This is a genomic window from Nocardia kruczakiae NBRC 101016 (genome assembly GCF_001612965.1).
Lineage (GTDB): Bacteria > Actinomycetota > Actinomycetes > Mycobacteriales > Mycobacteriaceae > Nocardia > Nocardia kruczakiae.
In genome coordinates this window covers 81,493-97,942 of record NZ_BDBL01000005.1, presented here as the reverse complement: position 1 = coordinate 97,942, position 16,450 = coordinate 81,493, and the positions used below count along the sequence as shown (strand labels likewise).

Annotated in this window: 18 protein-coding genes; 9 read left to right on the top strand and 9 right to left on the bottom strand. The window is 70.0% G+C overall.

Annotated features, from left to right (window positions below; genetic code table 11):
• The first annotated feature begins 55 nt into the window (after nucleotides 1–55).
• The gene (locus NK1_RS05025) at nucleotides 56–589 is read left to right on the top strand and encodes a WKL family lipoprotein (RefSeq protein WP_063007394.1); all 534 of its coding nucleotides are present in this window, start codon (nucleotides 56–58) and stop codon (nucleotides 587–589) included.
• 8 nt (nucleotides 590–597) lie between these two features.
• Entirely contained in the window at nucleotides 598–2,691 is a 2,094-nt protein-coding gene (locus tag NK1_RS05020; RefSeq protein WP_063007393.1) for an MMPL family transporter, read from the top strand.
• Between the two features lie 72 nt (nucleotides 2,692–2,763).
• Here NK1_RS05020 and NK1_RS05015 read toward each other — a convergent pair whose 3' ends face one another.
• Nucleotides 2,764–3,201, bottom strand: coding sequence for a MarR family winged helix-turn-helix transcriptional regulator (locus tag NK1_RS05015; protein ID WP_063007392.1), 438 nt, complete (start codon nucleotides 3,199–3,201; stop codon nucleotides 2,764–2,766).
• Nucleotides 3,202–3,286: 85 nt separating this feature from the next.
• Between NK1_RS05015 and NK1_RS05010 the strand changes: the two genes are divergently transcribed.
• The 3 genes from NK1_RS05010 to NK1_RS05000 all read left to right on the top strand — a co-directional run bounded on the left by NK1_RS05010 (nucleotide 3,287) and on the right by NK1_RS05000 (nucleotide 6,755).
• The gene (locus tag NK1_RS05010) at nucleotides 3,287–4,528 is read left to right on the top strand and encodes an epoxide hydrolase family protein (RefSeq protein WP_063007391.1); all 1,242 of its coding nucleotides are present in this window, start codon (nucleotides 3,287–3,289) and stop codon (nucleotides 4,526–4,528) included.
• A gap of 218 nt (nucleotides 4,529–4,746) precedes the next feature.
• Nucleotides 4,747–5,739, top strand: a complete 993-nt coding sequence (locus NK1_RS05005) for an NADPH:quinone oxidoreductase family protein (protein WP_063007535.1) — start codon at nucleotides 4,747–4,749, stop codon at nucleotides 5,737–5,739.
• A gap of 23 nt (nucleotides 5,740–5,762) precedes the next feature.
• The gene (locus NK1_RS05000) at nucleotides 5,763–6,755 is read left to right on the top strand and encodes a sigma-70 family RNA polymerase sigma factor (RefSeq protein ID WP_063007534.1); all 993 of its coding nucleotides are present in this window, start codon (nucleotides 5,763–5,765) and stop codon (nucleotides 6,753–6,755) included.
• A 7-nt stretch (nucleotides 6,756–6,762) separates the two neighbouring features.
• Here the strand turns inward: NK1_RS05000 and NK1_RS04995 are convergent, their stop codons facing one another.
• The 4 genes from NK1_RS04995 to NK1_RS04980 all read right to left on the bottom strand — a co-directional run bounded on the left by NK1_RS04995 (nucleotide 6,763) and on the right by NK1_RS04980 (nucleotide 10,943).
• Complete coding sequence (locus tag NK1_RS04995) at nucleotides 6,763–7,596, bottom strand: heme ABC transporter ATP-binding protein (RefSeq protein WP_063007533.1); 834 nt, start codon at nucleotides 7,594–7,596, stop codon at nucleotides 6,763–6,765.
• 20 nt (nucleotides 7,597–7,616) lie between these two features.
• On the bottom strand, nucleotides 7,617–8,789 hold the full coding sequence (locus NK1_RS04990) for a FecCD family ABC transporter permease (protein WP_084460595.1): 1,173 nt from the start codon (nucleotides 8,787–8,789) through the stop codon (nucleotides 7,617–7,619).
• The gene (locus NK1_RS04985; protein ID WP_063007390.1) at nucleotides 8,786–9,793 is read right to left on the bottom strand and encodes a heme/hemin ABC transporter substrate-binding protein; all 1,008 of its coding nucleotides are present in this window, start codon (nucleotides 9,791–9,793) and stop codon (nucleotides 8,786–8,788) included. The genes NK1_RS04990 and NK1_RS04985 overlap by 4 nt, the downstream gene beginning before the upstream one ends.
• Before the next feature lie 187 nt (nucleotides 9,794–9,980).
• A complete protein-coding gene (locus NK1_RS04980; RefSeq protein WP_063007389.1) occupies nucleotides 9,981–10,943 on the bottom strand; it encodes an aldo/keto reductase in 963 nt (320 codons plus the stop codon).
• A 269-nt stretch (nucleotides 10,944–11,212) separates the two neighbouring features.
• Here NK1_RS04980 and NK1_RS04975 point away from each other — a divergent pair, with 269 nt between their 5' ends.
• The 4 genes from NK1_RS04975 (at nucleotide 11,213) to mshC (ending at nucleotide 14,848) form a co-directional block, all read left to right on the top strand.
• Complete coding sequence (locus NK1_RS04975; RefSeq protein ID WP_063007388.1) at nucleotides 11,213–11,962, top strand: histidine phosphatase family protein; 750 nt, start codon at nucleotides 11,213–11,215, stop codon at nucleotides 11,960–11,962.
• Between the two features lie 24 nt (nucleotides 11,963–11,986).
• Nucleotides 11,987–12,571 (top strand): DUF3090 domain-containing protein, encoded by a 585-nt coding sequence (locus NK1_RS04970; protein WP_036505610.1) that lies wholly within the window; start codon nucleotides 11,987–11,989, stop codon nucleotides 12,569–12,571.
• A gap of 6 nt (nucleotides 12,572–12,577) precedes the next feature.
• The gene (locus tag NK1_RS04965) at nucleotides 12,578–13,420 is read left to right on the top strand and encodes an SCO1664 family protein (protein WP_063007387.1); all 843 of its coding nucleotides are present in this window, start codon (nucleotides 12,578–12,580) and stop codon (nucleotides 13,418–13,420) included.
• A gap of 189 nt (nucleotides 13,421–13,609) precedes the next feature.
• The gene (mshC, locus tag NK1_RS04960; RefSeq protein ID WP_063007386.1) at nucleotides 13,610–14,848 is read left to right on the top strand and encodes a cysteine--1-D-myo-inosityl 2-amino-2-deoxy-alpha-D-glucopyranoside ligase; all 1,239 of its coding nucleotides are present in this window, start codon (nucleotides 13,610–13,612) and stop codon (nucleotides 14,846–14,848) included.
• A gap of 27 nt (nucleotides 14,849–14,875) precedes the next feature.
• Here the strand turns inward: mshC and NK1_RS04955 are convergent, their stop codons facing one another.
• The 4 genes from NK1_RS04955 to NK1_RS04945 form a co-directional block, all read right to left on the bottom strand.
• Nucleotides 14,876–15,187 carry a hypothetical protein gene (locus NK1_RS04955; protein WP_218023052.1) on the bottom strand — a complete coding sequence of 104 codons (312 nt, stop codon included), beginning with the start codon at nucleotides 15,185–15,187 and terminating at the stop codon, nucleotides 14,876–14,878.
• A gap of 143 nt (nucleotides 15,188–15,330) precedes the next feature.
• The gene (locus NK1_RS34200; protein ID WP_157104083.1) at nucleotides 15,331–15,471 is read right to left on the bottom strand and encodes a DUF2000 family protein; all 141 of its coding nucleotides are present in this window, start codon (nucleotides 15,469–15,471) and stop codon (nucleotides 15,331–15,333) included.
• 38 nt (nucleotides 15,472–15,509) lie between these two features.
• A complete protein-coding gene (locus tag NK1_RS04950; RefSeq protein WP_063007385.1) occupies nucleotides 15,510–15,992 on the bottom strand; it encodes an SRPBCC family protein in 483 nt (160 codons plus the stop codon).
• Entirely contained in the window at nucleotides 15,989–16,354 is a 366-nt protein-coding gene (locus NK1_RS04945) for an ArsR/SmtB family transcription factor (protein WP_063007384.1), read from the bottom strand. The genes NK1_RS04950 and NK1_RS04945 overlap by 4 nt, the downstream gene beginning before the upstream one ends.
• Between the last annotated feature and the right edge of the window lie 96 nt (nucleotides 16,355–16,450).

Below are 16,450 nucleotides of genomic sequence, written 5' to 3'. Positions count from 1 at the left end.
TCCCCGTGCCAGACTGTAGGAACCACCGGTTACTTTCGACACATTCGAGGACGTAATGGCATTGCGACGCACGGTCCACGGCGCCTGGGGAATCACGATGCTCGCGCTGGTGATCGCCGCCTGCGACAGCGGTCCCGACGAGGCTTCGGTGGCGGCGGCGCGCTCGTCGGCCTACGCCGCACTCACCTCGTCCTCGGAGGCGGCTGCCGTCAGCAGCGCCAACCGGCCGCCGCTGCCGTCCGCCGCGCAGCTGGACTCGCAGATCAAACGCGCCCTGGATCCGTCGCTGCCCGACAGTGAGCGCACCGACCTGATCGAGGACGGCGCCGCGTTCAAGGACGCCATTCCCGATATGTACAAGGCGCTGCACGACAATCCGCGCGCCGTATACGGCGTGGTCGATCCCGTCTTCGACAATCACGACGGCACCCTGACCGCCACGATGCGGCTGGACAAGGACGGCAGCGGCGAGAACGTGCGCACCACCATCGTGCATTTCGTCGATCTCGACGGGAAGTGGAAGATCTCGCGCACCGACCTGTGCGGAATCCTGCGTTCGGCCGACTATCGCACCGCGGCCTGCGGCTGACCCCCGGCATGCTCGAGGGGTTTCTCCTGCGGTGGGGCCGATTCGTCCACCGCCATCGGTATCTGGTGTTCGCGGTCTTCGTCCTGATCGTGGCCGTCTCGGGGTTCTACGGCCGTGATCTGGGCTCGCGGCTGACCCAGGGCGGATGGTTCGACGAGCACAGCGAATCGGTGGTCGCCTCCAAACTCGCCGATCAGACCTTCGGGCGCGACACCGACGCCGACGTGATCGTGCTCTACACCGCACCGCCCGGCCATACCGTCGACGATCCGCCGATCCGCGCGGCGATCGGCTCGGCGCTGAAGGATCTGCACGACCGGTATCCGGACCGGATCAAGAAGATCGACAGCTATTTCGACGGTTCCATGATGGGGCAGTTCGCCGACGCCTCGCGCACCCACGCCTTCGCCAGCATCGGCCTGCACGGCTCGGACACCGCCACGGTCGACAACTACCTCGCCATCCAGAAGGATTTGGGCGCAGGCGGTTCCGGGCGCGGGCCGGGCGGCACGACGGTGCAGCTGGCGGGTCTGCAGCCGGTGGTCGAGGGCATCAATATCGGGATGCAGGACGATATCCATCGAGCCGAGCTGATCGCGCTGCCGGTGGTGGCGGTGCTGCTGTATTTCGTGTTCGGCGGCGTGGTGGGCGCGCTGCTGCCGGTACTCATCGGCGGGATGACGATTCTGGGCAGTCAGGGCATGATGCGCCTGCTCACCGACCACATCGACGTCAACGTCTTCGCCAGTGCCGTGGTCACCCTGGTCAGCCTGGGGCTGGCGATCGACTACGGCCTGTTCGCGGTGACCCGCTTCCGGGAGGAATTGGCCGCGGGGCGCAGTGTGGAGGAGGCGACCGCGCGCACCGTCGCCACGGCCGGGCGAACAGTGCTGTTCTCCGCGGCGATCATCGCGGTGAGCCTGGCGGCGCTGTTCATCTATCCCAACGGGGTGCTGCGTTCGGTGCCCTACGGCGGGATCAGTTCGGTGCTGCTGGCGGCGCTGCTGTCGGTGACCGCGCTGCCCGCGGCGCTGAGCATCGTCGGGCGGCGCATCGATCTGTGGGGCTGGCACCGGTTCGCCGGGATCCGCAGCGCCCAGGAGATCGACAACGGATTCTTCTCCAAGCTGGCCCTGTTCGCGATGCGCCATCCCGCGCGGGTGATCGTGCCGGTGGTGGCCGGACTGCTGTTCCTCCTGATCCCGTTCCGCAACATCGAATTCGGCGGCCTGTCGGAGCGGTACCTCGCGGCCGACAATCCGGCCCGCGTGGCGCAGGAGAAGTTCGACACGCTGTTCCCCGAATTCCGCACCGAGCCATTGAAATTGGTGGTCGTCGGGGCCGATCCGCAGCAGCTGTCCGATATCCGGTTCCAGGCCAACTTCGCGCCCGGTCTGACGGGTCCGTTCGAGGCGGCGGCGCCGACGACCAACGGCGTCAACGTGCTGTCCACCGGCGTGGTGCACAAATCCGACGCCGACGCCGCCATCGCCGCGCTGCGTGCGATTCCGCATCCACCCGATGTGCAGGTGATGGTGGCCGGGGTGCCGGCCCTGGAACGCGACGCCATCCACGGCCTCATCGACGGATTACCGTTGCTGGCAACGATTCTGGCGACCGCGGCGCTGGTGCTGATGTACATCGCCTTCCGCTCGATCGTGCTGGCGTTGAAGGCCGTGATCATGAGCGCGCTGAGTCTCGGTGCGGCACTGGGCATTCTGACGTGGATTTTCGTCGAGGGCCACGGTGCGGGCCTGCTCGGCTTCACGCCCGGGCCGCTGATGTTCGCGGTGCTGGTGCTGATCGTGACGGTGCTGTTCGGATTGTCCACCGATTACGAGGTGTTCCTGCAGTCGCGCATGGCCGAGGCCCGCGCGGACGGGGCGCCGCCGGCGGAGGCGATCCGCTACGGCATCGCCCACACCGGCGGGGTGATCACCTCGGCGGCGGCGATTCTCATCGTGGTCACCGGCGCGTTCGGATTCTCGGATCTGGTGCTGATGAAGTACATCGCCTACGGCATGATCGCGGCGCTGATCCTCGATGCCACGGTGATCCGCATGCTGCTGACCCCCGCGGTGCTGAAACTGGTGTGGCGGTGAGCGTTTCGCCGGGGCGGGCGCGTCAACCGCGGTCCGGCCGCCGCTGCGGAGAATCGCGCCGCGCTCGCGGTGTCAGCGCTCCCGCTCCAGCTGCGCCAGCCGGGTGAGGGCGGGCAACGCGGCCGCCAGCGCCCGGCGCTGGGCCGGGCTCAGGTCGCCGATCAGCGGTGCCAGGTAGCGGACTCGGTCGTCGTGGCGGCTCTGCCGGATCTGGCGGCCCGCATCGGTCAGGTGGACGAGTACGGCTCGCCCGTCGCCGGGGTCGCGGCGGCGCAGCACCAGCCCGTCACGTTCCAGGCGCGCGACGAGTTGCGTGATGCCCGGCTGGGTCATCTGCTCGGTCTCGGTCAGTTCCGTCAGCCGCATCGGGCCGCGCTGGGCCAGGGTGTCGAGCACCGACAGCGTGGTGAAGGGCAGTTTCTCCCGGACCGGGATGCGGATGTAGACGCGGTTGAAGTCCTCGATCACCGCGGCGAATCCGTCCACGTCGAAATCGTCGATGTCGTCCACACGGTCGACTATATCCGGAACTTATACAAGTTGCTTAAATAAGTTGCTTATGTAATTGTAGCGACCACACGGAACAGGAGGCCACATGAGCGACACCACCCACGATGCCCGACCGTTCCCCTTGACTCCCACGACGATTCACGTCCCCGACAGTGCGCTCGCCGACCTGCGGCAGCGCCTGGAACTGACCCGTCTGCCCGACGACGCCGGCAACGAGGACGGGTATTACGGTGTGCGCGGAAGTTGTCTGCGGGAGCTCGTCGACTACTGGCGCAGCGGATACGACTGGCGCGCAGCCGAAGCCGAGATCAACACCTTCCAGCACTACCGGGTCGACATCGACGGGGTGCCGATCCATTTCATGCGCAAGCCCGGCGTCGGACCGAATCCGACGCCGCTGATCCTGACCCACGGCTGGCCCTGGACGTTCTGGCACTGGTCCAAGGTCGCCGGCCCGCTGGCCGATCCGGGGGCGCACGGCGGCGACCCGGGCGAGGCGTTCGACGTGATCGTGCCGTCGTTTCCCGGCTTCGGATTCTCCAGCCCGCTGACCGACCGCCCGGATCTGAACTTCTGGAAGGTCGCCGACCTCTGGCACACACTGATGACCGAGGTGCTGGGCCACGAGAAATACGCTGCGGCGGGCTGCGATGTGGGCGCGCTGGTCACCGCGCAGCTCGGTCACAAATACGCCGGCGAGTTGTATGCCATCCACATCGGGTCCGGGCTGAAACTGACCCTGTTCAACGGCGATCGCGCCTGGGACTTCAGTGGCGGACGGCCGATTCCCGACGACCTGCCCGCCGCGGTGCACGCGCGATTCGTGGAGCTGGACAGGCGTTTCGCCGTGCACCTGGCGGCACACCTGCTCGCCCCCAGCACCCTCGCCCACGCGCTGTCCGATTCCCCGGCGGGCATGCTGGCATGGATCCTGGAGCGGTGGTCGAAGTGGAGCGACAACGGCGGTGACGTGGAAAACGTGTTCAGTAGAGACGATCTGCTCACGCACGCGACGATCTACTGGGTCACCAACACCATCGGCACGTCGATCCGCCTCTACGCCAACAACAATCGCTACCCCTGGACGCCCGCGCACGACCGCCTCCCGGTCGTCGAGGCACCCACCGGCATCACCTTCGTCGGCTACGAGAACCCACCCGGCGTCGACACCGACGGCCGCGTCGAGAACTTCCGCACCGGCGACCGCGCCCAGTGGTACAACCACGTCAACCTCACCGCCCACGACCGTGGCGGCCACTTCATCCCGTGGGAGATCCCGGATCTGTGGATCGACGACCTGCGCCGCACCTTCCGCGGTCGTCGCTGACCGGCACAACAACGACCACGGCGGAACGGTCAGTCGCTCACCGGGGTGACGCGCTTTCACCCGGAACCAACCGGACCCCATGGTCCGGTTGGGGTGGAAGTGCGACCGAGACGACTCGCACCGGGCCACCGATTCCTTTTCACACCGCCCGAGGTCTACATGGCCGGCGGCGCCGAACCGGTGGGCCGCGACGAGCCGAGAAAAGAGAGTTGAGTGCCGTGACCGTTCCCGCAACCATGCGGGCCCTGCAGCAGACATCACTGCTGGGGCCGCAGGACACCCGTTTGATCACCGACGCGCCGGTGCCCCACCCCGGCCCGGGCGAGATCCTGATCCGCGTGACTGCGGCCGGGGTCAACTTCGCCGACATCTCGCGCAGCCACGGCACGTTCGGCGGCGGCCCGCGGCCGCCGTACCTGGCGGGGTTCGAGGCCGTCGGCGAGGTCGTGGCGGTGGGCGAGGGCGTGAGCGAACCCCTGCCGGGAGCGCGCGTGGCCGGGGTGGGAGACGGAGCCTTCGCCGAATACCTGGTCCTGCCGGCCGTCGCGGCCGTCCCGGTGCCGGAGGGCTGGACACCCGAACAAGCCCTGGGCCTGGCCGTCAACCACCCGACCGCGCTCGCCGCGCTGAAGCCGCTGGGCCGCCTCGTAGCCGGTGAATCCGTGCTGATCCAGGCCGCGGCGGGTGCGACCGGACAGGTCGCGGTGACCCTGGCCAAGCACTACGGGGCGACGGTCATCGCCACCGCCGCCGCGGGCAAACACGACATCGTGCGCGAGCTCGGCGCAGACCATGTCGTGGACTCGCGCAGTGCGAGCCCGGCCGCGGAGGTGCGGGAGCTGACCGGCGGCACCGGCGTCGATCTGGTGCTCGAGTCCGCAGGCGGCCCCGGCTTCGCGGACAGCCTGGCCGCGGCCAAACGGGTCACCGGCCGGGTGGTCGTATTCGGCGCGGCCGGTGGCGATGCCGCGATCAGCAACCGGCAGCTGATCTACGAACATCAGATCCAGCTCATCGGCCTCAATATCGGTGTGCTGATCCAGGCGGCGCCGGAGATCTTCGGCGCCGTCATGGCGGAGTTGTCCGGCCTCGTCGCCGCCGGTGTGGTCGCACCCGCACGGCCCACGGTCTACGACCTGGCCGACGGGCCGAAGGTGCTGGCTGAGCTGGAGAACCGCACGACCGTCGGCAAACTGGCACTGCGGCCGTGATCACGACTCCTACACTCGGCGATATGACGGCGCAGCCACGGGCGGCGGACCGGGACCGATTCGCCGCCGACTCCGAGCGCTACCGCCGGGAGCTGCTGGCGCACTGCTACCGCATGGCCGGTTCGGCACACGATGCCGAGGATCTGGTGCAGGAGACCTACCTTCGGGCCTGGCGCTCCTACGCCGGGTTCGAGGGCCGGGCGTCGATGCGGTCGTGGCTGTACACGATCGCCACCAACGTCTGCCTCACCGCGCGGACGTCGCACCGTACGCGGGTCCTGCCCTCGGGTCTCAACGGTCCGGGCGGCGAATCGGATCGCGCGCCGAGAGAGGTTGCGGCAGAAGAGGTTTCGTGGCTCGAGCCGTTGCCTGACGGCTGCGTCACGGCGGACACCGGCGATCCGGTGGCGGTGGTCGTCGCGCGCGAGTCGCTGCGCCTGGCGTTGGTCGCGAGCCTGCAGCACCTGCCCGCCCGCCAGCGCGCCATCCTCCTGCTGCGGGAGGTGCTGGCGTTTTCCGCGGCCGAGACAGCGGAGATTCTCGGTACCACCACCGCGGCGGTGAAGAGCGGCCTGCAGCGTGCCCGCGCCCGTCTGGACGAACTGGAACCCGCCCCCGAGGCACTCCTGGAACCGACCGACCGGCGCGCGCGAGCGCTGCTCGACGGCTACATCGCGGCCTTCGAGCGATCCGATGCCGCCCTGCTGGAACAGGTGCTGCGCACCGACGCCACCCTGGAGGCGACCCCGTTCCGCGAGTGGCAGGCCGGGCGTGAACACTGCATCCGGATGCTCGACACCTGTGTGCTGGGTGTGCCCGGCGAGTGGCGAATGATCGTCACCACCGCCAATGGGCAGCCCGCCGCCGTCGTCTACCACCGTTGCGCGGACGGAGTGCTGCGCGCGGACGGGATCGTGGTGCTGGCGGCGACCGCCGCCGGGGTGTCGCACGTGGTGAAGTTCCACGATCCGGCCCTGGTCGCCCTGTTCGGCCATCCGGATTCGATCGCGGGCTGAGCCGAGGTCAGCGGCGCACGGGCAGGATCAGCTGGGCGCCGGTGACGGGATGGTCGATGACCTCGACCGGGTGGCGGTAGACGGTGGTCAGCAGGTCGGTGGTGAGAATGTCGCGGGGATGGCCGACCGCGGCGAGGCGGCCGCCGTCGAGCACGGCGACGCGGTCGGCGTAGGCGGCGGCCAGACCGAGATCGTGCAGCACGACCACCACGGCCGCCCCCTCGGCGGCACGGGCCGATGCCAGGCGCAGCACCTGTTCCTGATGGCCGAGATCCAATGCGGCCGTGGGCTCGTCGAGCAGCAACGTCTCGGTGTCCTGGGCCAGTACCCGGGCCAGCGCCGCGCGGGCGCGCTCGCCGCCGGAGAGCGCGGGAAACGGCCGCGCGGCGAGATGTTCGATATCGGTGGCGGCCAGCGCGGCGGCGATCGCCTGATCGTCGAGTTCCTGGCGCGGGGTGCGAGCCCAGGGGGAGCGGCCCATGGCGACGACCTCGCGGACCGTGAACGGGAATCCGACGGTGTGGTTCTGCGGCAGCACCGCGCGGCGGCGCGCCATATCGGTGGGGGTCCAGCCGGCGATCGGCCGGCCGTCGAGTTCGACTGTGCCGCTTGCCGGTTCGAGTTCGCCCGAGAGCGCGGCCAGCAGGGTCGACTTGCCCGCCCCGTTGGGCCCCACCAGGGCCAGGATCTGCCCGGCGACGACGTCGATGTCGACCGATTCGAGCACCGGTCGCCCGCCGCGCGCGATATCGATACCGCGGGCCCGCAGGGTGACCGCCCCGCGTGGTGTCGGCTGTGGGATGCCGTGTGCGGGACGGAGTGTGCGGATCAGCGCGCGCATCCGCGCCGAGCCCGTGCCGCTCATGCCCAGCCTCCCGATCGGGCGCGGGTGCGCCGCAGCAGCCAGAAGAAGAACGGCCCTCCGACCAGCGAGGTCAGCATGCCCAGGGGGAGATCGGCGTTGTGGACCAGGGTCCGGGCGCCGATGTCGGCGGCCAGCAGCACCACCGCGCCGAGAATCGCCGACAGCGGGATCAGGACCCGGTGCGCGGGACCGACGAGCATGCGCACCACGTGCGGGACGATCAGTCCGACGAACAGGATGATGCCGGTGAAGGCCACCCCGGCGGTGGCCAGGATCGCGACGACGACGATCACGTTGCGCCGCAATCGTTCCACGTCGACACCGAGGTGCCGTGCCGCCGATTCCCCGAGGGCGAGCAGATCCAGACGCGGCGCCATCACGACCGCCGCCGCCACGCCCAGCGCCGCCAGCGGCGCCACCACGGCCACCGCCTGCCAGGTGGCGCCGTTGAGGCTGCCCATCTGCCAGAACACGATCTGATCGCGGGCGGCGGGGGAGGCGGTGAACAGCAGAAACGACATCAGACCGCCGGCGAAGGCGTTGACCGCGACACCGGTCAGCACCAGCGTCACGGTTTCGGTGCGCCCGCCCGAGCGCGACAACAGATACACGGCGAGGGTGGTCCCGAGTCCGGCGACGAAGGCGCCACCGGCGACCGACCAGGCCGCCGCGAACGCGCCACCGACCACGATCACCACCCCGGCACCGACGGCCGCGCCGGCGGACACACCGATCACGCCGGGTTCGGCGAGGGGATTGGCGAACACACCCTGCAGCAGCGCACCGGCGGTCGCCAACGCCGCACCGACCAGCATCGCCAGCACCACGCGCGGGAACCGGACCTCCCACAGCGTGACCTCACCGGCGGGGTGGTGCGGCATCGGCCCCCAGTCCAGCCCGATCCGGTGCAGCACGCTGCCGGCCACCTCCAGCGGGGTCGTGGGGACCTGTCCGACGGCGGCCGAGATCAGCGCCAGGATCACCAGCAAGGCGATCGATACCGCGAAGACGACGGTGATGCGGGACCAGCGACGCGGTGTGCGCGGGCCGACGACGGCTTCCCCGGTATCGCGGCGATCGGGGCCCGGGTCCGGGTGCGCCGGAATCAGCGCCGCAGGACGAGGACCGGAATCGGCGGATTCCTCGCCGGGTGAATCGCCGGAGGTCATGCGGGCTGGGCGCCGTAGACGGCCTTGGACAGCGCTTCGAGCACGTGACCGGTCTCGGGTCCGAAGCTGAGCAGGACCGCATCGGACATGTCGACGATGCGATGGTTGCGTCCGGCCGGCGTCTGCGCGACCCCGGGGACCTTCTCCAGGCCGTCGACGCCGCCGACCGATTTCAGCCCGTCCGACATCACCAGCAGCACATCCGGCGCGGCGCTGATCATCGCCTCACTGGTGATGGTGGTGAACGGTTCGGTCAGTCCCGCCGCGGTTCCGGCGTCGATGCCGCCCAGCGCGGTCACCAGCGAATCGGCGCCCGAGCCGGGCCCGGCGAGCATGGTGATCGCGGTGCTGCGCAGATACACGAATCCGATCTTCAACGGCGGCTGGTGTTTCGGCACCGCGGACGTGGCGGCGGTGATTTCGGCGTGGGTGCGGTCGGCCAGTTTCACCCCTTGGTCGTGCACGCCCAGCGCGTCGGCGACCGACCGGATCTGCGGGCCGACGCCGTCGATGGTGCGCTGGGGATCGAAGTAGACGACCGTGATGCCCAGCGCACGCAGCTGATCACGCATGGTGGGGGTGGCGCTGGTGGTGTCGGTGAGGAAGACCGTGGGCCGTTGCGCGGCAACGGCTTCGATATTGATGCTGCCGTTGCCGCCCGCGACGTTGGGCACATCACGCACCGCGGGAAAGGCCGCCGACGTCGACCGGCCCACCAGTTTCGAACCCAGACCCAGTGCCCACACGGTCTGGGCGAGGGTGCCGTAGCGGTCGACGGCCACGATCCGCTCCGCGGAGGTGACGGTGACCTCGGCGCCGTCGAACGAGTGGACCGTGACCGGCAGCGCCGGTGCCGGTGCGGGGCCGATGGGCGTCGGATCCAGATTCGCGAGGGTGGCGGTGGCCGCCCCCGGCTGCCCGCCCGAGGTGCCGCTGCCGCCGCACGCGGTGGTGACTCCGATGAGCAGCACGGCCCCGAGCAGCGTGAGCAGCCGCCCGGCCATCCGCCACGCACCCGGCTCGGTCGAAGCCGAACGGTTCTGTGCGGTCGTCGCAGCCCTCGGCCCCGCCGGTGCGGCGGAGGCGGCGCGGGCCGAACGAACGTCGAGACACCTCATGTAGGCAAGCCTAAGTGGTCGCGCGGACGGGTTGTCATCGCCCTGTCTCCGCGCGTTCGCCCGGCTCGGCCGGTCAGATGCCGCTGACGTCGTCGAGGGCGGCCGCGATCGCGCGTGGAAGTTCCAGCGTTTCGGCGGCGAGTACGCCGGTGAGCTGGCCGATATCGCGTGCGCCGACGATCATCGACGCGACGCCGGGCCGGTCGCGCAGCCAGGCCGCCGCCACCGCGAGGGGTGAGGTGCCCAGCCCGTCGGCGGCGGTGACCACCGCGTCCACGACCCGGGTGGCGTGTTCGTCGAGACGGTCGCGGATCTCGGCGGCGGTCGCCTCGTCGGCGCCGCGCGAGTCGGCGGGCACGCCGTCGCGGTATTTGCCGGTGAGGATCCCACCGGCCAGCGGCGAGGCCGCGATCAATCCGACCCCGTGGTGTCCGGCCGCCGGCAGCAGTTCGCTTTCCGCGCCACGTGCCAGCAGCGAATAGGGCGACTGCGCTGCGACGATCGGGGCGGCCGAGGCCAGCGTGGCCAGTTGCCACGCGCTCAGGCCGCGCGCACCCGCGTAGCGCACCTTGCCCGAGCGCACGGCGTGGTCGAGGGTGGCCGCGATCTCGTCGAGCGGGGTGTGCCGATCCCACGCCGCGACACTCCAGATGTCGAGGTAGTCGGTGCCCAGCTCGGCGAGGGTGCGGTCGAGTTGACGCATCAGGGTGCGGCGCGAGGCGTCCACACTCCAGTGGATGCCCGCCGCGGGCCCGCCGTCGGGGTCGGTGACACCGGGCACCGGCACCAGGCCCGCGCATCCGCTGATCACCAGGTCGTCGCGCGGTACCAGCTCGCCCACCAGCTCGGCGAGCATGCGTTGGGCGGCCCCGCCCTGATACACCGGCGAGGTGTCGACCAGCGTTCCGCCGGCCTCCACGAAGGCCACCAGCTGCGCCGCCGCGTCCTCGGCATCGGTTTCCCGGCCCCAGGTGTGGGTGGCCAGCCCCATCCGCGATACCCGCAGGCCACTACGACCCACCGCCCGCTGTTCCATCACCACACCGCCCCAGCTCTTGTCACAGTGTCCGAGCCTAGGGCCACAACCGGTCCCGGAAACGGATACCACTCGCGAACCGCCGGAAGATGCGAGGTGCACCACAGCGCCCGCCGGTGCGGGGAGGCCGGCCCGGACGGCGGACACCGATTCCTCCGACAGCGAAACAGGTTGCACCACAGCGGATTCCGCATCGTCAGCAGATGCGTCCGAGGTGGCGGGCCGGTGACGGCGCGAGTTCGGCGGCGGTGATCGCCTAGTCTGGTCCCATGACGGTGATCCTGCTGCGGCACGGGGTGTCGACCTCCAACACCGCGCGCACGCTGGCCGGCCGCAGCCCGGGCGTCGAGCTCACCGAGCGCGGCACCGAGCAGGCGCTGGCGGTGGCAGAACGCCTGGCACCGTTACCGATCGAGCACATCGTGCACTCCCCGCTGCTGCGCTGCACGCGCACGGTTTCGCCGCTGGCCGACAAACTCGGCCTCGACCCCGAACCCGACGAGCGCCTGCTCGAGGTCGACTACGGCGAGTGGACCGGCCGGCTGCTGTCGGAGCTGGTCAAGGAGCCGCTGTGGAAGGTCGTGCAGCAGCACGCCTCGGGTGCGGTGTTCCCCGGCGGTGAGGGCCTGGCCCAGGTGCAGTACCGGGCGGTGGCCGCGGTGCGCGCGATCGACGCCGAGCTGGCCGAACGCCACGGCCGCGACGTGCTGTGGGTGGCCTGCACGCACGGCGATGTGATCAAGTCGCTGCTGGCCGACGCGTTCGGCATCCATCTCGACGGGTTCCAGCGCATCGTGGTGGAACCGGCCTCGATCAGCGTGGTGCGCTACACCCCGGCCGCCCCCTACGTGTGGCGGGTCAACGACACCGGTTCGGACCTGTCGGCGCTGGCCGCGGTCGCACAACCGTCCGAGCAGCGGGCCGGGCCCGTCCCCGGCGGTGAGGTGGGCGCCGCGGCGCGGGCGGATAATGGGAATATTGCGGATCCCCCCGATTCGGGGAACGAGCGCAATCAGTGATGCAGTCGGTTTCAGGAGGTGCAGATGGCCCGAGCAATCCATGTGTTTCGCACCCCCGACCGTTTCGTCGCCGGAACCGTCGGTGAGCCAGGGGATCGCGCCTTCTATCTACAGGCCGTGCAGGAACCCCGCGTGGTGAGCGTGCTGCTGGAGAAACAGCAGGTGAAGGTGCTCGCCGACCGGATGGGCCTGCTCTTGGACGAGGTGGCGCGCCGGTTCGGCGCGACGGTGCCGCCGCAGGCCGAGGACGTCAACGACACGGCTCCGCTCCAGATGCCGATCGACACCGAATTCCGGGTCGGGACAATGGGTTTGGGCTGGGACGCCGACGCCGGGGCGGTGGTGGTGGAGCTGCTGGCGATCACCGAGACCGAGGTCGACGAGTCGGTGGTGCTCGACGACACCGAGGAGGGACCCGACGCGGTGCGGGTGTTCCTGACCCCGGAGCAGGCGCGCGAGTTCGCGTTGCGGTCGGCGAAGGTGATCGCGGCCGGGCGCCCGCCCTGCCCGCTGTGCGGGGAACCGCTCTCGCCCAAGGGCCACATGTGTGTGCGCACCAACGGTTACAAGCGCGGCGACATCTTCGGCGCGACCGATCTGGAGGACTGAGGACCGGTGACCACGCGCGCGGCGGCCGCAGACGAGGGCGCGGCCCGCGACGGCCTCTACAGCGGTGAGCTATCGATCATCGGCCGGGTGACCACTGCCAGCAACCTGACCCTGGTCTGCGAGATCGACGCCCCGGCGGTCGACGGAGGCGGGGAACCGCTGCGGGTGGTCTACAAGCCGGTGCGCGGTGAGCGGCCGCTGTGGGATTTTCCCGACGGAACGCTGGCCGGCCGTGAGGTGGCCTCGTATCTGGTGTCGGCGGCGCTGGGCTGGTCGGTGATTCCGGAGACGATCCTGCGGGAGGGCCCGCTGGGCCCCGGCATGGTGCAGCGCTGGATCGAGACCGTCGACCCGGGTGAGTCGGCGTCGCAGCGCCTGGATCTGGTGGATCTGGTGCCCGCCGGTGCGGTGCCCGCCGGATTCCGCGAGGTACTGCGGGCGGTGGACGGCACGGGTGCGCGGGTGTCGCTGGTCCATGCCGACGATCCGCGGCTGCGCCGGATGGCGGTGCTGGACGTGTTGCTCAACAACGCCGACCGCAAGGGCGGGCATGCCCTGGAAGGCGTGGACGGCGGCGTCTACGGTGTCGACCACGGCATCTGCCTGCACAGTGAACCGAAATTGCGCACGGTGCTGTGGGGCTGGGCGGGGGAGCCGGTGGGGGAGGAACTGCTCGGCGATATCGCCGAATTCGCCGACCGGCTCTCGGGTCCGATCGGTGCGGCGCTGGCCGAGCACATCACCGACGACGAGATCGAGGCCCTCGAGGCGCGGACGCGTGAGCTGCTCGACGATCCGGTACTGCCGCAACCGATCAGCTCTCGTCCCATTCCCTGGCCGGCGTTCTGATCCGCGGCGGTTCCGGTCGCGTCGATCCGCCGACGTGCGGGCCGCATTCGGTGCGCGCGGCGCGCAACGGTTGACTTCGCCGGATCGGACGCCTCGGCCGAGGTCGGATGTGGTGGCGAACACCCCGCGACGGGCCCGGTAGCCGGGGTCGGGCGGCGAGGTGCCCGCCCGGACCCTTACCCTCGAATCATGCAGTCCTGGTCCGAAATCTCCGTTCCCGCCGTCCCCGGATCCGGACCGCCGTTGCGGTTGTTCGATACCGCCGACCGGCAGGTGCGCCCGGTGTCGCCCGGAGCGACCGCCACCATGTACGTCTGCGGCATCACACCCTACGACGCCACGCATCTCGGGCATGCGGCGACCTATCTGGCCTTCGATCTGATCAACCGGATCCTGCGCGACGGCGGCCACGAGGTGCACTACGTGCAGAACATCACCGACGTCGACGATCCGCTGTTCGAGCGGGCCGAACGCGACGGGGTGGACTGGCGTGAACTCGGCACCGGCGAGATCGAGTTGTTCCGCGAGGATATGGCGCAGCTACGGGTGCTACCGCCGCGCGATTACATCGGTGCGATCGAATCGGTCGGCGAGGTGGTGGAGCTGGTGGATAAGCTGCTGGCCGCCGGAGCGGCGTATGTGGTCGACGACGCCGAATACCGCGACATCTACTTCCGCCACGACGCGACCGAACAGTTCGGCTACGAATCCGGCTACGACCGGTCCACGATGGAGCGGCTGTTCGCCGAACGCGGTGGCGATCCGGAGCGCCCGGGTAAGCGCGACCCGATCGACGCGCTGCTGTGGCGGGCGGCGCGGCCGGGTGAGCCGTCGTGGCCGGCGCCGTTCGGCGAGGGCCGTCCGGGCTGGCATATCGAGTGTGCCGCGATCGCGTTGAACCGGCTCGGCCCCGAATTCGATATTCAGGGCGGCGGCAGCGATCTGATCTATCCGCATCACGAGTATTCGGCCGCGCACGCCGAGGCGCTGGTGTCGCATCGGCGCTTCGCCCGCCACTACGTGCATGCCGGGCTGATCGGCCTGGACGGCGAGAAGATGTCCAAGTCGCGCGGCAATCTGGTGTTCGTGTCGAAGCTGCGGCGCGCCGGCGTGGATCCGTCCGCGATCCGGCTGGGCCTGTTCGCCGAGCACTACCGGACCGACCGGCAGTGGTCGGATGCCGTGCTCGAGCAGGCGCAGCAGCGGCTCGCGCGCTGGCGGCAGGCGACGGCGCTGGAGTCGGGTCCGGCGGCCGAGGAAACGGTCGCGCGATTGCGACAGCATCTGGCCGACGATCTGGACACCCCGAAAGCCCTTGCGGCCGTGGACAGCTGGGTGCAGCAGGCGCTGGAGTACGGCGGCCCGGACACCGCGGCGCCGGGACTGGTCCGCACGGCGGTCGACGCGCTGCTGGGCATCACCCTCTGAGCACAGCGCGCGAGCCGGCTCGATCGTTCAGGCGCGGCGGTCGGCGAGCACCCACGAGGTGATCGCCACCGCGCCGGAGACCACCGCCACCGACGGCCACGCGCCGATCTTCTCGGCCAGCGGATGTGAGGCGCCCATGGCGCCCACCGAGAGCCCGGTCAGCGCGGCCGCGCCGGGAACGCCGACCGCCGCATGCCAGCGCGGGACCGCGGCCGCGGTAGCCGCGGCGAAGACCAGCCCACCGAGTTGCCGCTGCTTGGTCGCCTGCGCGAGCGCGAAACCGCCGAGCAGCCCACCGGCGGCCAGCGCCGACGTCGGCACCGAAGAAATTCCGGCCATACTCACAAACCTCCACCACATCTCAACCCGAATCGGGACCGCAGCCGGACAGGATGCGCCGCGATGCAGCGCCGACCGGCCGCGCCCCATTGTTCACCGTGGGCACCGAGCGCCGGATGGCAGCCGGTGCAACACACGGCGGGTCACCCGAACAGCGGCAGCGACCCGACGAGTTCGTCGACGTGTGTGTGCCCACCGTGCAGACCCACGCCGACGGTGACCAGGTCCGTGGTCGGTGTGGCCGCCATCTTCTCGGGCCGGGGAGCTGAAGCCGACGACGACATCGCCCTGACTCGCTCCCGACCAGCCCAGGACGCGGAAGTCAGGCGGCCGCGGCGACGCGAGCGTAGGTGTCGGCCAGTCCGGGCCAGCCACCAGAGGAGCCGACCGCATCGCGCATGGATTCCCAGCCCTCGCCGTGATTGCCGAAGTCACCGTGGACGAGGGTGACGGCCGTGTGGGTGGCGTCGATGGGGGTGAAGGTGACGTCGACGCGGCTGGTCAGCGCCGGATCGGGCTGGTATTTCCAGTCCAGGGAGATGTCCCAGGAGAAGGCCAAGTGGCCGGGACGGTCCCAGACCAGGACACGGCCCCACGGACATTCGGTGCCGTCGGCCTCGCGGCCGAACAGCCGCCCGCCGACGCGGGGTTCGACCACTACTTCCGCCAGCGGTCCCGCGCCGATGTGGTGTTCGCGAGGCCACCAGCTGTCCATGCCGGTGGTGAAGACGTCGAAGGCGGTGTCGATCGGCGCATCGACGGTGAGTTCGACGCGGACCTGGGTGTCGCTGGTTTGCTGTGTCATGACTTCTCCTCGGATGTGGTTGTGCCGCTGTGCGTTTCGATCGCCTGCCCGGCGCGTGCCGCTGCCTCGGCCCGGTCGCGGAACGACGACATCGCCGTGGTCCAGAACCGGGTGAAGTAGCCGCGCAGTGCGTCGATGCCGTTCGGGTCGAGCCGGTAGATCCGGCGGGTGCCGATCGCCTCGTCGAGGACCAGTCCCGCCTGTTTGAGCACCTTCAGGTGCTGGGAGACCGCCGGACGGCTGACCGGGAGTTCGGCGGCCAGCTCACCGACCGCGCAGGGTCCGCGCCCGAGTCGTTCGAAGATCGCTCGCCGGGTCGGGTCCCCGAGAGCGTCGAGCGCACCATCTTGGTAAGTCCCCACGAACCGTAAGTCTAAACTTACGTAATGCAGATCACAAGTCTTTGACGCCTCGAAAGAGTGGGTGATTAATTGTCTCGAGACGCAACAAGGAGGTTG

Coding starts and splice junctions, on each gene's coding strand:
- NK1_RS04975 (WP_063007388.1), top strand. CDS start 11,213: ATGACGGTGATCCTGCTGCGGCACGGGGTGTCGACCTCCAACACCGCG.
- NK1_RS34200 (WP_157104083.1), bottom strand. CDS start 15,471: ATGTCGTCGTCGGCTTCAGCTCCCCGGCCCGAGAAGATGGCGGCCACA.
- NK1_RS04985 (WP_063007390.1), bottom strand. CDS start 9,793: ATGGCCGGGCGGCTGCTCACGCTGCTCGGGGCCGTGCTGCTCATCGGA.
- NK1_RS05025 (WP_063007394.1), top strand. CDS start 56: ATGGCATTGCGACGCACGGTCCACGGCGCCTGGGGAATCACGATGCTC.
- NK1_RS04980 (WP_063007389.1), bottom strand. CDS start 10,943: ATGGAACAGCGGGCGGTGGGTCGTAGTGGCCTGCGGGTATCGCGGATG.
- NK1_RS04955 (WP_218023052.1), bottom strand. CDS start 15,187: ATGGCCGGAATTTCTTCGGTGCCGACGTCGGCGCTGGCCGCCGGTGGG.
- NK1_RS04970 (WP_036505610.1), top strand. CDS start 11,987: ATGGCCCGAGCAATCCATGTGTTTCGCACCCCCGACCGTTTCGTCGCC.
- NK1_RS05020 (WP_063007393.1), top strand. CDS start 598: ATGCTCGAGGGGTTTCTCCTGCGGTGGGGCCGATTCGTCCACCGCCAT.
- NK1_RS04990 (WP_084460595.1), bottom strand. CDS start 8,789: ATGACCTCCGGCGATTCACCCGGCGAGGAATCCGCCGATTCCGGTCCT.
- NK1_RS04950 (WP_063007385.1), bottom strand. CDS start 15,992: ATGACACAGCAAACCAGCGACACCCAGGTCCGCGTCGAACTCACCGTC.
- mshC (WP_063007386.1), top strand. CDS start 13,610: ATGCAGTCCTGGTCCGAAATCTCCGTTCCCGCCGTCCCCGGATCCGGA.
- NK1_RS05000 (WP_063007534.1), top strand. CDS start 5,763: ATGACGGCGCAGCCACGGGCGGCGGACCGGGACCGATTCGCCGCCGAC.
- NK1_RS04995 (WP_063007533.1), bottom strand. CDS start 7,596: ATGCGCGCGCTGATCCGCACACTCCGTCCCGCACACGGCATCCCACAG.
- NK1_RS05010 (WP_063007391.1), top strand. CDS start 3,287: ATGAGCGACACCACCCACGATGCCCGACCGTTCCCCTTGACTCCCACG.